Origin of the sequence: Klebsiella pneumoniae subsp. pneumoniae HS11286 (assembly GCF_000240185.1) — a bacterium.
In the GTDB taxonomy this organism is placed as follows: domain Bacteria; phylum Pseudomonadota; class Gammaproteobacteria; order Enterobacterales; family Enterobacteriaceae; genus Klebsiella; species Klebsiella pneumoniae.
This window is the reverse complement of sequence record NC_016845.1, coordinates 3,756,531-3,770,772: the sequence shown is the minus strand read 5'-3', so window position 1 is coordinate 3,770,772 and position 14,242 is coordinate 3,756,531. Positions and strand designations below refer to the sequence as shown.

The following is a 14,242-nucleotide window of genomic DNA, read 5'->3' as shown; positions in this document are numbered from 1 at the left end:
CCGGTGGCGCTTCGCTTACCGGGCCTACGAGACCGTAGGTCGGGTAAGCGAAGCGCCACCCGACACAACAAACCGCACTCAAACGTGAATGTAGTCGAATTCGTTGAAAATCGGTCCTGAACGGGACTTTAACAAGGAATAAAAATCGCCATGTTACTACCCTGGCTAATATTAATTCCCTTTATCGGCGGCTTCCTGTGCTGGCAGACCGAACGCTTTGGCGTGAAAGTGCCGCGCTGGATCGCGCTGATTACCATGGGACTGACGCTGGTGCTTGGCCTGCAGCTGTGGATGCAGGGCGGCTATTCTCTGACGCAATCCGCGGGTATTCCGCAATGGCAGTCGGAATTCGTGCTGCCGTGGATCCCACGCTTCGGCATTAGCATCCATCTGGCGATCGACGGCCTGTCGCTGCTGATGGTGGTGCTGACCGGTCTCCTCGGCGTGCTGGCGGTGCTCTGTTCGTGGCGTGAAATCGAAAAATACCAGGGCTTCTTCCACCTCAACCTGATGTGGATCCTGGGCGGCGTTATCGGCGTGTTCCTCGCCATCGACATGTTCCTGTTCTTCTTCTTCTGGGAAATGATGTTGGTGCCGATGTACTTCCTGATCGCGCTGTGGGGCCACAAAGCCTCGGACGGTAAAACGCGTATCACAGCGGCCACCAAGTTCTTCATCTATACCCAGGCGAGCGGCCTGGTGATGCTGATTGCCATTCTGGCGCTGGCCTTCGTCCACTTCAACGCCACCGGCGTGTGGACCTTCAACTATGAAGATCTGCTGAAAACCCCGATGTCTCACGGCGTGGAATACCTGCTGATGCTCGGCTTCTTCATCGCCTTCGCGGTGAAAATGCCGGTGGTGCCGCTGCACGGCTGGCTGCCGGACGCTCACTCCCAGGCGCCGACCGCCGGCTCTGTCGACCTCGCGGGGATCCTGCTGAAAACCGCCGCCTACGGCCTGCTGCGCTTTGCGCTGCCGCTGTTCCCGAATGCCTCCGCCGAGTTTGCGCCCATCGCCATGTGGCTGGGCGTGATCGGTATCTTCTACGGCGCGTGGATGGCCTTCGCCCAGACCGATATTAAACGCCTGATCGCCTACACCTCCGTGTCCCACATGGGCTTCGTGCTGATTGCTATCTACACCGGCAGCCAGCTGGCCTATCAGGGAGCGGTGATCCAGATGATTGCTCACGGTCTGTCCGCGGCGGGTCTGTTTATTCTCTGCGGCCAGCTGTACGAACGTCTGCATACCCGCGATATGCGCCAAATGGGCGGTCTGTGGAGCAAAATTAAATGGCTGCCGGCGATGTCGATGTTCTTCGCGGTCGCCACTCTGGGGATGCCGGGCACCGGTAACTTCGTCGGCGAATTTATGATCCTGTTCGGCAGCTATAAAGTGGTGCCGACGATCACCGTCATCTCCACCTTTGGTCTGGTATTCGCGTCCGTTTACTCGCTGTCGATGTTACATCGCGCTTACTTCGGTAAAGCGAAGAGCGAAGTGGCGGCGAAAGAGTTGCCGGGGATGTCCCTGCGTGAACTGTCTATCATCCTGCTGCTGGTGGTGCTGCTGGTGCTGTTGGGCTTCTTCCCGCAGCCGATCCTCGACACCTCGCATGCTGCGATGAGCAACATTCAGCAGTGGTTTGTTAATTCTGTTTCTACTACAAGGCCGTAATTCGCCATGACAATAACTCCACAACAACTGATCGCACTGCTACCGCTGCTGATCGTCGGCTTGACGGTGGTGGTTGTGATGCTCTCCATTGCGTGGCGACGCAATCATTTTCTCAATGCCACGCTGTCGGTTCTTGGACTTAACGCCGCGCTGGTCTCGCTCTGGTTCGTCGGCCAGAACGGGGCGATGGACGTCACGCCGCTGATCCGCGTTGACGGCTACGCCATGCTTTACACCGGTCTGGTGCTGCTGGCGAGCCTCGCGACCTGTACTTTCGCCTACCCGTGGCTTGAGGGTTACAAGGACAACAAAGAAGAGTTCTACCTGCTGGTGCTGATCGCCGCCCTGGGCGGCATTCTGCTGGCCGGTGCGAATCATCTGGCGGCGCTGTTCCTCGGTATTGAGCTGATTTCGCTGCCGCTGTTCGGCCTGGTTGGTTACGCCTTCCGCCAGAAGCGTTCGCTGGAAGCGAGCATCAAATACACCATCCTCTCCGCGGCAGCTTCGTCCTTCCTGCTGTTCGGTATGGCGCTGGTGTATGCGAACTCCGGCAATCTGTCCTTCCTCGCGCTGGGCAAAAGCCTGGCGGACAACATGCTGCACGAGCCGCTGCTGCTGGCGGGCCTCGGTCTGATGATCGTCGGTCTTGGCTTTAAACTGTCGCTGGTGCCGTTCCACCTGTGGACGCCGGACGTTTACCAGGGGGCGCCTGCGCCGGTCTCCACCTTCCTGGCGACCGCCAGCAAGATCGCTATCTTCGGCGTAGTGATGCGTCTGTTCCTGTACATGCCGGTGGGCAACAGCGAAGCGGTACGTGTGGTGCTGGGCCTGATCGCCTTCGCCTCTATCATCTTCGGTAACCTGATGGCGCTGAGCCAGACCAACATTAAGCGCCTGCTCGGTTACTCTTCCATCTCCCATCTCGGCTATCTGCTGGTGGCGCTGATTGCCCTGCAGAGCGGTGAAATGTCGATGGAAGCCGTTGGCGTCTACCTGGCCGGTTACCTGTTCAGCAGCCTCGGCGCGTTCGGCGTGGTCAGCCTGATGTCCAGCCCGTACCGCGGTCCGGATGCTGACTCGCTGTTCTCCTACCGCGGCCTGTTCTGGCACCGTCCGATCCTGTCGGCTGTGATGACGGTGATGATGCTCTCCCTGGCCGGCATCCCGATGACCCTCGGCTTTATCGGTAAGTTCTACGTGCTGGCCGTCGGTGTGCATGCGCATCTGTGGTGGCTGGTTGCCGCGGTGGTTGTCGGCTCGGCGATCGGTCTCTACTACTACCTGCGCGTGGCCGTCAGCCTGTATCTGAGCGCGCCGGAGCAGCTAAATCGCGATGCGCCGTCAAACTGGCAGTACAGCGCCGGCGGTATCGTGGTGCTGATCTCCGCGCTGCTGGTGCTGGTGCTCGGTATCTGGCCGCAGCCGCTGATTAGCATCGTGCAGCTGGCGACGCCGCTGATGTAAGTTGATTGACTCAATAAAAAACCGCCGGGATGGCGGTTTTTTTATGCCCGGATTTTACGCCATCTTGTAGACCATAAAGTCTTCCGCCAGCAGCGTGTTAGGGAAAATCTCCCGGCATTCCGCCAGCATACGCAGACAGCCTTCGGCATCGTAGCGCGAGCTAAAGTGGGTGGCGATCAGCGTACCGACCCCCGCTTCTTTGGCAAGCGCCGCGGTCTGCTGACTGGAAGAGTGGCCGCGGCTATTGGCTTTCTCCGCCATCGCCTGCTCAAGGGTGGTTTCGTGGACCATTACATCCGCCCCGCGAGCCATCTCCAGCGCCTGCGGGCAGGGGGCGGTATCGCCGAAGATGGCCAGCGTTTTACCCGGGGTCGCAGGTCCCAGATAGCGGCTGCCGTCGATGACCCGGCCATCTGCCAGCTCGACGCGCTGTCCGCGCTTGAGTTGATGGAACAGCGGCCCGGGAGGTACGCCATCGGCAATCAGCTGGGCGGCGTCGAGGGTGCCGGGCTTGTCATGCTGCGCAATGCGATACCCATAGCACTCCACCGGATGGCTGAGCGGATACGCGGTGACCCGATAGCCCTCTTCGTCGAACACCAGACCAGGGCCGACTTCGATGATGGTGAGCGGATAGTCGGTCCACGAACCGCTCAGGCGCAGCGCGGTCTCAACAAACTCTTTGAGTCCTTTTGGCCCGTAGAGGGTGAGGGGCAGGGAGTTTCCCTGCATCGAGCGGCTGCACAGCAGGCCGGGCAGGCCGAACAGGTGGTCGCCGTGCAGATGGGTAATAAAAATCTTATTCAGTTTGCCGGGATGGTAGGGCGTGTGAAGAAACTGATGCTGGGTCCCTTCGCCGCAGTCAAACAACCACATTTCGGCGCGGGTCGGCTGTTGCAAATTCAGTATTATCGACGTCATATTACGCGTGCGGGTCGGCACCCCGGCGGATGTCCCCAAAAAAGTTAATTCCATCGTCCAGTGTCCTCAGGGCGAGTCGCAAAGTATCAGTATATCAATAAGGAGCAGCAGATGATGACCTGGCAGGATCTCCACCATAGTGAACTCACCGTTCCCCAGCTGTATGCGCTGCTGAAATTGCGCAGTGAAGTCTTTGTCGTAGAGCAGCAGTGCGTCTATCAGGATGTCGACGGCGATGATTTGGTTGGTGAAAATCGCCATCTGCTCGGCTGGCGCGATGGCGAACTGGTGGCCTACGCGCGGATCCTCAAAAGCGAAGAGGAGTTTGCGCCGGTGGTGATTGGCCGGGTCATCGTCAGCCCCGCCGCCCGTGGTGCGAAGCTCGGCTATCAGCTGATGGAGCAGGCGCTGGCCAGCTGTCAGCAGCACTGGCCGCAAAAGGCGATTTACCTCGGGGCGCAGGCGCACCTGCAATCCTTTTACGCCCACTTCGGTTTTACGCCGGTGACCGAGGTCTATGATGAGGATGGCATCCCCCACATTGGCATGGCGCGAGAAAAGCGCACTGTCTGACTCCTCTGCACCCTCGTCCACACGCAGCTCTGACCCGGCGAGCGGGTAAGATAAAACCCGCTCCCTCATCATGGGTACTGCTATTCCGCCGTCGAACCCCTTATAATGTGGGGTTTTACTACCGTGGAGGTTTGCGTGCTGTCTGTTTCCACTGCGCTGGCCCGTTTGCAAGACGGCCTGGGCGAGTCTTTTCCAGACTTGCCCGGCACGCGAATTATCGATGTTGCTTTTCCGCTGAATGATGCCTTCGATCCGCTACTATGGTGCGGCCAGCAGGCGCAATGGCCGCAGTTTTACTGGCAGCAGCGCAATGGCGATGAGGAACTGGCGACGCTGGGGGCGGTAAAAACCTTTACCTCGCTCGACGCGGCGAACCGCTTTTTACGCCAGGTCGGCCGGCAGGATCTGCGTATCTGCGGCCTGAATGCGTTTGAACCGCAGCAGGGCAGCCTGGCGCTGCCGCGTCTGGAGTGGCGCCGGTGCGGCGGCAGGGCCGTGCTGCGGCTGGTGCTGCATAGTGATATCTCCCTGCGTGAGGATGCCGCGACGGCCCGCGCGTTTCTCGCCAGCCTGACAACCACTCAGGCGACTCCCGGCGCCATACCGCCGTTGCTGAGCGAGCGCCACTCATCCGACTATCCTCAATGGCAGGCAATGATTGCGCGGGCGACTAAGGCGATCAGCGCCGGTGAAATGGATAAAGTAGTGCTGGCGCGGGCAACCGACCTGCAGTTTGCCGCCCCGCTGGACGCCGTGAGCATCATGGCGGCTAGCCGGCGCAGCAATCTTAACTGTTTTCATTTCCTGATGGCGTTCAATGCCCGGCAGGCATTTTTCGGCTCCACGCCGGAACGGCTGTGGCGCCGGCGCGGCGCGCTGCTGCGCACCGAAGCGCTGGCGGGGACCGTCGCGAACCATCAGGAAGACGCGAAGGCGCAGCAACTGGCCGACTGGTTGATGAAAGACGACAAAAACCAGCGGGAAAACATGCTGGTGGTAGAGGATATCTGCCAGCGCCTGCAGAGTGAGGCCTCGACGCTGGACGTCCTGCCGCCGCAGGTGGTGAGGCTGCGTAAGGTGCAGCATCTCCGACGCTGCATCTGGACCGAGCTGGCGGCGCCTGACGACAGCCGCTGTCTGCTGCAGCTGCAGCCCACCGCCGCGGTGGCCGGCCTGCCGCGCCGGGCGGCGCTGGCGTTCATTCAGCGTCATGAACCGTTTTCCCGCGAATGGTACGCCGGGTCCGCCGGGTATCTGTCACTGGCGCAAAGCGAGTTTTGCGTGGCGCTGCGTTCGGCGAAAGTGAACCACGACACCCTGCGGCTGTATGCCGGGGCGGGGATCGTCAGCGGCTCTGATGCACAGCAGGAGTGGCAGGAGATAGACAACAAAGCGGCCGGGCTGCGCTCGCTGCTGTGTCCATAAAGCTTGAATGACGATGCATATCAAAACGACGTCACTTTGCCTTATCTATACTTAGCATCAATATTTGATACCGGACAATTTCATGTCAGTAAGCGCATTTAACCGACGCTGGGCGGCGGTGATCCTGGAAGCTTTAACGCGCCATGGCGTGCAGCATATCTGCATCGCGCCGGGCTCGCGCTCGACACCCTTAACCCTGGCGGCGGCGGAAAACCGCGCCTTTATCCATCATACCCATTTCGACGAACGCGGCCTCGGCCACCTGGCGCTCGGCCTGGCGAAGGCCAGCCGGCAGCCGGTGGCGGTGATAGTCACCTCCGGGACCGCCACCGCGAACCTCTATCCGGCGCTGATTGAGGCAGGGCTCACCGGTGAAAAGCTGATCCTGTTGACCGCCGACCGTCCGCCGGAGCTGATCGACTGCGGCGCGAACCAGGCTATCCGCCAGCCGGGGATGTTTGCCTCCCATCCTGCGCAGACGATTTCTTTGCCGCGTCCCTCGCAGGATATTCCTGCCCGCTGGCTGGTCTCAACCATCGACCAGGCGCTGGGCGCGCTGCACGCCGGCGGGGTGCATATTAACTGTCCGTTCGCTGAACCGCTGTATGGTGATATGGATGAGACCGGCGTGGAGTGGCAGCAGCAGCTCGGCAACTGGTGGCAGAGCGACAAACCCTGGCTGCGCCAGGCGCTGCAGTTAGAGAGCGAGAAGCAGCGCGACTGGTTCTTCTGGCGACAAAAACGCGGCGTCGTCGTGGCGGGCAGAATGAGCGCCGCGGAAGGGAAAAAGGTCGCTGAGTGGGCGCAGACCCTCGGCTGGCCGCTGATCGGCGATGTCCTGTCGCAGACCGGGCAGCCGCTGCCGTGCGCCGACCTGTGGCTGGGCAACGGCAAAGCGGTCAGCGAGCTGGCGCAGGCGCAGATCGTCGTGCAACTCGGCAGCAGCCTGACCGGCAAACGCGTGCTCCAGTGGCAGGCGACCTGCGAGCCGGATGAATACTGGCTGGTGGATAATCTGCCCGGTCGCCTCGACCCGGCGCAGCACCGCGGTCGCCGTCTGCTCTCAAGCGTTGAGCGCTGGCTCGAATTACATCCGGCGGAGAAACGCCAGCCGTGGGCGACGGTGATCCCACAGCTTGCCGGGCAGGCGTGGCAGGCTGCAGTCGCCAGCAACGAGCCTTTTGGCGAAGCGCAGCTGGCGCAGCGTATTCGGGGCTATCTGCCGGAGCAGGGCCAATTGTTTGTTGGCAACAGCCTGGTGGTGCGCCTGATCGACGCCCTGGCGCAGCTACCGGCCGGGTATCCGGTCTACAGCAACCGCGGCGCCAGCGGCATCGATGGCCTGATCGCCACTGCGGCCGGCGTGCAGCGCGCCAGCGCCCGACCGACGCTGGCCATCGTTGGCGATCTCTCCGCGCTCTACGATCTCAACTCGCTGGCCCTGCTGCGCCAGGCGTCGGCGCCGCTGGTGCTGATCGTGGTGAATAACAACGGCGGGCAGATTTTTTCTATGCTGCCGACGCCGCAGGACGAACGCCGTCAGTTCTATTTAATGCCGCAGGACGTGGATTTCAGCCACGCGGCGGCGATGTTCGGCCTGGCCTATCATCGCCCTGATGACTGGCCGTCGCTGGATGAGGCGCTGGCCGGCGCCTGGCGCAGGGCAGGGGCGACGGTGATTGAGCTGGCGGTCAATGAGACCGACGGCGCGCAGACCCTCCAGCAGCTGCTGGCGCAGGTAAGTCGCCTGTGATCCTCAGCGCTGCTGTCGACAACGGCCAGCCGGGCTATCCCTGGCTGGTGTTTCTGCACGGTTTTTCCGGCGACCGCAACGAGTGGCGGAAAGTGGGCGACGCCTTTCCCGCCTGGCCGCGGCTGTACCTCGATCTGCCGGGGCACGGCGGCTCCGCGGATATCGCGGTGCAGGACTTTGCCGGGGTCAATACTCTGCTGCAGTCTACGCTTAATAGTTACAACATACATAAGTATTGGCTGATCGGCTACTCGCTGGGCGGCCGGGTGGCAATGAACTTCGCCAGCCAGCCGCGCGCAGGCATGCGCGGGCTGATCGTTGAAGGCGGCCATCCGGGCCTGCAGGATGTAGAGGCGCGGCAGGCGCGGCGCAGCAATGACAGCGCCTGGGCGGAACGTTTTCGCCGCGAGCCGCTTGAGCAGGTCTTTGCCGACTGGTATCAGCAGCCGGTCTTCGCTTCGCTGAATGCCGCGCAGCGTGAGTCATTGGTCGCCTTACGCAGCCGGAACAACGGCGCGACGCTGGCGGCGATGCTGCAGGCAACCTCCCTTGCCGCGCAGGCCGATCTGCTCGCGTCTCTGCAGGCGCGCGATTTTCCTTTTCACTACCTGTGCGGCGAGCACGACGCGAAGTTTCGCGCCATCGCGCAGACGCTCGCGGCGGATCTCCATCTTATTCACCATGCCGGACACAACGCGCACCGGGACAACCCGGCGGCGGTGATTGCCTGTCTGGCGCAGATTCTGGCAAGTTAACTGAAGGACATTCTATGATCTCTCTTGATGAAGCAATGCTCTACGCCCCCGTTGAATGGCACGATTGCTCCGAAGGCTATACCGATATTCGCTATCACAAATCGACTGACGGGATTGCCAAAATCACCATTAATCGTCCGCAGGTGCGCAACGCCTTCCGCCCGCTGACCGTCAAAGAGATGATCCAGGCGCTGGCGGATGCCCGGTATGACGACAATATCGGCGTCATCGTGCTGACCGGTGAAGGTGAGAAAGCCTTCTGCGCCGGCGGCGACCAGAAAGTCCGCGGCGACTACGGCGGCTATCAGGACGACTCCGGCGTTCATCATCTTAACGTGCTCGACTTCCAGCGTCAGATCCGCACCTGCCCGAAACCGGTGGTGGCGATGGTGGCCGGCTACTCTATCGGCGGCGGTCACGTGCTGCATATGATGTGCGATCTGACTATCGCGGCGGAAAACGCCATCTTCGGCCAGACCGGGCCAAAAGTCGGCTCTTTCGACGGCGGCTGGGGCGCCTCCTATATGGCGCGGATCGTCGGGCAGAAAAAAGCGCGCGAAATCTGGTTCCTGTGCCGCCAGTATGACGCTCAGCAGGCGCTGGACATGGGGCTGGTGAATACCGTGGTACCGCTGGCGGATCTGGAAAAAGAGACCGTGCGCTGGTGTCGTGAAATGCTGCAGAACAGCCCGATGGCCTTGCGCTGCCTGAAAGCGGCGCTGAACGCCGACTGCGACGGCCAGGCTGGTCTGCAGGAGCTGGCGGGCAACGCCACCATGCTGTTCTATATGACGGAAGAGGGGCAGGAAGGCCGCAATGCCTTCAACCAGAAACGTCAGCCGGACTTCAGCAAATTTAAACGGAATCCATAATGCGCGTTTCGCAGGTTTACCGCTGGCAGATACCGATGGACGCGGGCGTGGTGCTGCGCGAGCGGCGGTTAAAAACCCGCGACGGGCTGTTCATCCGCCTGCAGGAGGGTGAACGCGAAGGCTGGGGCGAAATTTCTCCCCTGCCGGGATTCAGTGTCGAGACGCTGGAAGAGGCGCAAATGGCGCTGTTAGCGTGGGCACAGGCCTGGCGCGACGGCGCCGAGCCGCCGCTTCCCACGCAGCCCTCCGTCGCGTTTGGCATCAGCTGCGCGCAGGCGGAGCTTAGCGGCGGACTACCGCAGGCCGCGGATTATCGCGCGGCGCCGCTCTGCTCCGGCGATCCGGATGAGCTATTCGCCAGACTGGCGGCGATGCCCGGCGAGAAGGTCGCTAAGGTCAAAGTTGGCCTCTGGGAGGCGGTCCGCGACGGCATGGTGGTGAATCTGCTGCTGGAGGCGATCCCCGACCTGCAGCTGCGGCTCGATGCCAACCGCGCCTGGACGCCGCTCAAAGCGCAACAGTTCGCCAAATACGTTAATCCGGCGTACCGCCAGCGCATTGCTTTTCTTGAAGAACCTTGCAAAACGCGGGAGGATTCTCGGGCCTTTAGCCGCGAGACAGGGATCGCTATCGCCTGGGATGAAAGCCTGCGCGAGGCGGATTTCCGCTTTGTCGCCGAGCCGGGGGTACGTGCGGTGGTGATCAAACCGACGCTAACCGGCAGTTTGCAGAAGGTGCAGCAACAGGTCGCCGCGGCGCATGCGCTGGGGTTGAGCGTAGTGATCAGCTCGTCGATCGAGTCCAGTCTCGGCTTGACCCAGCTGGCGCGGATTGCCGCCTGGCTGACGCCGCAGACTATTCCTGGGTTGGATACGCTGTCGCTGATGGGCGCCCAGCTGGTACGGCCGTGGCCCGAAAGTGTGCTGCCGGTGCTCAACATTGATGCGCTGGAGCCGCTGCTGTGACCTTTAACGACTGGCCCTGGCGGCATTGGCGTCAGCGGCGCGGAGAGGCCCTCGCCTTACGTCTGAATAACCAGCCGCTGACCTGGCGGGAGCTATGCGCGCGGGTTGACGCGCTGGCGTCTGGTTTTGCCGCGCAGGGCGTAATGGAAGGGCAGGGCGTGGCGCTCCGGGCCTATAACCAGCCGGAAACTCTGCTGGCATGGCTGGCGCTGCTACAGTGCGGGGCGCGGGTGCTGCCGCTGAATCCGCAGCTGCCAGCGGTGTTGCTGCAGGAACTGCTGCCTGCGTTAACCGTACAGCATCAACTGGTGCTTAACGGTGATACGCTGCCGGGGAATTTACCGGCGTTAACTCTGCAGGCGGCAGAAGGCGCTTGTGCCGTTTGTTGGCATGGCGATCGGTTGGTGTCGATGACGTTGACCTCCGGTTCAACCGGCCTGCCGAAAGCGGCGGTACATAGCGCCAACGCCCATCTGGCCAGCGCGGCTGGCGTGCTGGCGCTGATGCCGTTTGCCGCAGGAGATGACTGGCTGCTGTCGCTGCCGTTGTTCCATGTCTCCGGTCAGGGGATCGTCTGGCGCTGGCTGCTGGCCGGCGCGCGACTCACGGTACGTGACAAACAGCCGCTGGCGCAGATGCTGCACGGCTGTACCCATGCTTCGCTGGTGCCGACTCAGCTATGGCGCCTGCTGAATGATGATGCTGCGGTTTCCCTCAAGGCGGTGCTGCTCGGCGGCGCGTCGATCCCGGTCGAATTGACTGAACGGGCGCGAAAGCAGGGCATACGCAGCTTCTGCGGCTATGGCCTCACCGAATTCGCCTCCACCGTGTGTGCCAAAGAGGCCGACGGCGCTGCGGATGTTGGCGAAGCGCTGCCGGGGCGAGAGGTGAAAATTGTCGCCGGCGAGATCTGGCTGCGGGCGTCGAGTATGGCCGCAGGCTACTGGCGGGATGGTCAATTGTTGTCATTAACCAACAATGAAGGCTGGTTTGCGACGCGCGATCGCGGAGCATTGCATAACGGTCGGCTGACGGTTGTTGGGCGACTGGATAACCTCTTTTTTAGCGGTGGAGAAGGTATTCAACCGGAAGAGGTCGAGCGTGTGATACTCGCCCATCCACAGGTACAGCAGGTGTTTATCGTGCCGCTGGATGATGCGGAATACGGCCAGCGCCCGGTAGCGGTGGTGGAATGCGATGACGGCTGCGAGTTGAGCGCGCTGGCGGCATGGAGCGCTGAGCGGTTAGCGCGTTTTCAGCAGCCGGTGCGTTGGCTGCGGTTGCCGGAAACGTTAAAAAACGGCGGGATTAAGATTTCGCGCCGGGCGCTGTGCGAGTGGGTCAGGCAGCAGACGCATGCGACCGTATCGTAGCCACCCGCATTATCCCGCGGCATAACGCCGGGTGGGTTGAACGCGGTATGCTGGACTAAAGTAGCCCTTTCAGGCTGAGAGTAACGCGGGTGGCGGCATTAAGATCGTAGTTTTTGAGATCTTCGGCTTTGACCCAGGCGTAATCGTCAAACTCCTCGTTGATCGTCACATCGCGATTGGCGCTCACGCAGTTGAAGATGAGATAGATCATGTAGATCGTTTCCTGATGCCCGTCGGGGTAGGTTTTGACGCGGGTATCGTCGCGAAAGCACCATGGCGCGATATGGGTAAGGATGAGTTTTTCGCCGAGCTCTTCGCGTATTTCCCGCCGCAGCGCCTCTTCAATACGTTCCCCTGGCTCCACGCCGCCGGATAAGGCCCATTGCCCGGGAAAACCCCCTCGGTCGGCGGCCATTTTGCAAAGCAGATAATGGCCTTTATTCTCGATCAGCGGGCAAACAATCGTCCTGTGGCGCATGGGTTTTCTCCTGCAGAGGGATGGGGCGGTATGCTGGTGAAATAGTTTGCGAGCCGCCTCGGTAAACTGCAAGCGAAATACAGTTCAGGTCTTGTTGAGTGCTACGTTAAGCGAAAATGATTGTATGGAGCACCGCCATGGAAAGGGCGACGAATTCCCCCCACGATGCTGTATTTAAACACCTGCTGTCGCATCGGGCGACGGCCAGGGATTTTCTGGACATTCACCTTCCCGCACCGCTGCGCGCGTTATGTAACCTGAACACGCTGCGGCTGGAGTCCGGGAGCTTTATCGACGACGAACTGCGGGCGAGTCATTCCGATATCCTTTACTCGCTGCAAACGCAGGCGGGGGAGGGCTATATCTATCTGTTGATAGAGCACCAAAGCTCGGCGGACCGCCATATGGCATTTCGCCTGATGCGCTATGCGATAGCCGCGATGCAGCGTCATCTGGATAAAGGGCATACGCAGCTGCCGCTGGTGATCCCGCTGCTGTTTTATCATGGTCGCGTTTCTCCCTGGCCTTACCCGATGTGCTGGCTGGCAGGCTTTGCCGATCCGGACATCGCGCGGCGGGTCTATGGTGAAGATTTTCCCTTAATTGATATCACTAGCACCCCGGACGATGAAATCATGCGCCACCGGCGCGTGGCGATGCTGGAGCTGCTGCAGAAGCATATTCGCCAGCGGGATTTGATGGACCTGCATGAGCAACTGGTCAGGCTCCTGGCGCTGGGATACACTAGCCGCAGGCAGCTTAAGACGCTGTTGCACTATTTATTACAGGCAGGAAACGCCGCCGATCCGGTTGCTTTTTTGCGCCATCTTGCGCAAAACGTTCCCCGGCGGCCGCATAAGGAGACGCTAATGAATATTGCCCAGTTTCTGGAACAACGCGGCCATCAGCAAGGATTAAAGCAAGGTCTTGAACAAGGTCTACAGCAAGGTATCGAACAAGGTATCGAGCAAGGTGAGCAGCAGACCGCGGAGCGTATCGCCCGGGCGATGCTTGCTAACGGACTCGACCTGTCGCTGGTGGCGAAACTGACCGGCCTCGCCCCGGAATGTCTGGCCCGGCTGCAGCATTAATTATTCCCTTATCCACCCGCGCCGCGCCGATCGTGCGGCGCCAGCTCTCTGTTTTCGTCAATGTGTCAGCGTTAATCATAATAAACATGAATATTACTGGCGTTGAATAGGCTGTTCGTGGTTCTGGCAACGCTCGATGCCGTAAAAATACGCAACTGGTTACACTCTTGTGAAAATTCATTTCGCCAGGTCATTGATTCCTGATGGGTGCGCAGTAGAATTTTCAGGTTTTTTCGGGACTTCTTTGATTTTAATTTTCTGGATAGAGTAAATAATGAAAAAAAGCATTTTTATGGCGCTGGCGGGCGTGATGATGGTTTCTTCGGCGGCCCATGCGATTAGCGTTACCGGTGAAGCCGGCGAGCATTACACCAACCTTGGCGTCGGCTTCGGCACCGAGTCCACCGGCCTGGCCGTTTCGGGTAACTGGCTGCACAGCGATAACGACGGCGACGCCGCGGGTTTAGGCCTGGGACTCAATATTCCGCTGGGGCCGTTCCTCGCGACCGTGGGTGGTAAAGGTATTTACACCAATCCGAAACAGGGCGATGAAGGTTATGCGGCCGCGGTCGGCGGCGGCCTGCAGTGGAAAATCGGCGACAGCTTCCGCCTGTACGGCGATTATTACTACTCTCCGGATTCGCTCTCCAGCGGCATTGATAGCTACCAGGAAGCCAACGTCGGCGCCAGCTGGACCATTATGCGTCCGCTTAGCATCCAGGCCGGCTACCGTTACCTGAACCTGGCGGGCAAAGATGGCAACCGCGATAACACCATCGCCGACGGCCCATACATCGGCGCCAGCGCCAGCTTCTAATCTCTTCCGGCGCGGCATCTTCTTGCTGCGCCAGATTTTCCTCCTCGTCAGCATCCCGCTTTGCGTTATAGTATT

14 protein-coding genes are annotated in these 14,242 nt (G+C 60.6%); 12 read left to right on the top strand and 2 right to left on the bottom strand.

Going from position 1 to position 14,242, the window contains the following annotated elements; genetic code table 11:
• Positions 1 to 150: 150 nt before the first annotated feature.
• Both KPHS_37340 and KPHS_37330 read left to right on the top strand, forming a co-directional pair.
• Positions 151 to 1,680: an NADH dehydrogenase subunit M gene (locus tag KPHS_37340; RefSeq protein YP_005228034.1), complete on the top strand. Its 1,530-nt coding sequence runs from the start codon at positions 151 to 153 to the stop codon at positions 1,678 to 1,680.
• 6 nt (positions 1,681 to 1,686) lie between these two features.
• Positions 1,687 to 3,144 (top strand): NADH dehydrogenase subunit N, encoded by a 1,458-nt coding sequence (locus KPHS_37330; protein YP_005228033.1) that lies wholly within the window; start codon positions 1,687 to 1,689, stop codon positions 3,142 to 3,144.
• Between the two features lie 54 nt (positions 3,145 to 3,198).
• Here the strand turns inward: KPHS_37330 and KPHS_37320 are convergent, their stop codons facing one another.
• Positions 3,199 to 4,119, bottom strand: coding sequence for a ribonuclease Z (locus KPHS_37320; RefSeq protein YP_005228032.1), 921 nt, complete (start codon positions 4,117 to 4,119; stop codon positions 3,199 to 3,201).
• Positions 4,120 to 4,176: 57 nt separating this feature from the next.
• Between KPHS_37320 and KPHS_37310 the strand changes: the two genes are divergently transcribed.
• From KPHS_37310 to KPHS_37250, 7 genes are all read left to right on the top strand, one after another.
• Complete coding sequence (locus tag KPHS_37310) at positions 4,177 to 4,638, top strand: putative transferase (RefSeq protein ID YP_005228031.1); 462 nt, start codon at positions 4,177 to 4,179, stop codon at positions 4,636 to 4,638.
• Positions 4,639 to 4,773: 135 nt separating this feature from the next.
• Positions 4,774 to 6,063: a menaquinone-specific isochorismate synthase gene (locus KPHS_37300; protein ID YP_005228030.1), complete on the top strand. Its 1,290-nt coding sequence runs from the start codon at positions 4,774 to 4,776 to the stop codon at positions 6,061 to 6,063.
• Between the two features lie 82 nt (positions 6,064 to 6,145).
• Entirely contained in the window at positions 6,146 to 7,816 is a 1,671-nt protein-coding gene (locus KPHS_37290; protein ID YP_005228029.1) for a 2-oxoglutarate decarboxylase, read from the top strand.
• Positions 7,813 to 8,571 carry a 2-succinyl-6-hydroxy-2,4-cyclohexadiene-1-carboxylante synthase gene (locus KPHS_37280; protein ID YP_005228028.1) on the top strand — a complete coding sequence of 253 codons (759 nt, stop codon included), beginning with the start codon at positions 7,813 to 7,815 and terminating at the stop codon, positions 8,569 to 8,571. Before KPHS_37290 ends, KPHS_37280 begins: the two co-directional genes overlap by 4 nt.
• Positions 8,572 to 8,585: 14 nt before the next feature.
• A complete protein-coding gene (locus tag KPHS_37270; RefSeq protein YP_005228027.1) occupies positions 8,586 to 9,443 on the top strand; it encodes a naphthoate synthase in 858 nt (285 codons plus the stop codon).
• A complete protein-coding gene (locus KPHS_37260) occupies positions 9,443 to 10,408 on the top strand; it encodes an O-succinylbenzoic acid synthetase (RefSeq protein YP_005228026.1) in 966 nt (321 codons plus the stop codon). Before KPHS_37270 ends, KPHS_37260 begins: the two co-directional genes overlap by 1 nt.
• Positions 10,405 to 11,781: an O-succinylbenzoic acid--CoA ligase gene (locus tag KPHS_37250; RefSeq protein YP_005228025.1), complete on the top strand. Its 1,377-nt coding sequence runs from the start codon at positions 10,405 to 10,407 to the stop codon at positions 11,779 to 11,781. The genes KPHS_37260 and KPHS_37250 overlap by 4 nt, the downstream gene beginning before the upstream one ends.
• 55 nt (positions 11,782 to 11,836) lie before the next feature.
• Here the strand turns inward: KPHS_37250 and KPHS_37240 are convergent, their stop codons facing one another.
• Complete coding sequence (locus KPHS_37240; protein ID YP_005228024.1) at positions 11,837 to 12,259, bottom strand: nucleoside triphosphatase nudI; 423 nt, start codon at positions 12,257 to 12,259, stop codon at positions 11,837 to 11,839.
• A gap of 137 nt (positions 12,260 to 12,396) precedes the next feature.
• Here KPHS_37240 and KPHS_37230 point away from each other — a divergent pair, with 137 nt between their 5' ends.
• The 3 genes from KPHS_37230 to KPHS_37210 all read left to right on the top strand — a co-directional run bounded on the left by KPHS_37230 (position 12,397) and on the right by KPHS_37210 (position 14,167).
• Positions 12,397 to 13,350: a putative transposase, YhgA-like protein gene (locus KPHS_37230; RefSeq protein YP_005228023.1), complete on the top strand. Its 954-nt coding sequence runs from the start codon at positions 12,397 to 12,399 to the stop codon at positions 13,348 to 13,350.
• Entirely contained in the window at positions 13,326 to 13,460 is a 135-nt protein-coding gene (locus KPHS_37220) for a hypothetical protein (RefSeq protein ID YP_005228022.1), read from the top strand. The genes KPHS_37230 and KPHS_37220 overlap by 25 nt, the downstream gene beginning before the upstream one ends.
• A gap of 164 nt (positions 13,461 to 13,624) precedes the next feature.
• Positions 13,625 to 14,167: a putative porin gene (locus KPHS_37210; RefSeq protein YP_005228021.1), complete on the top strand. Its 543-nt coding sequence runs from the start codon at positions 13,625 to 13,627 to the stop codon at positions 14,165 to 14,167.
• Positions 14,168 to 14,242 lie beyond the last annotated feature (75 nt).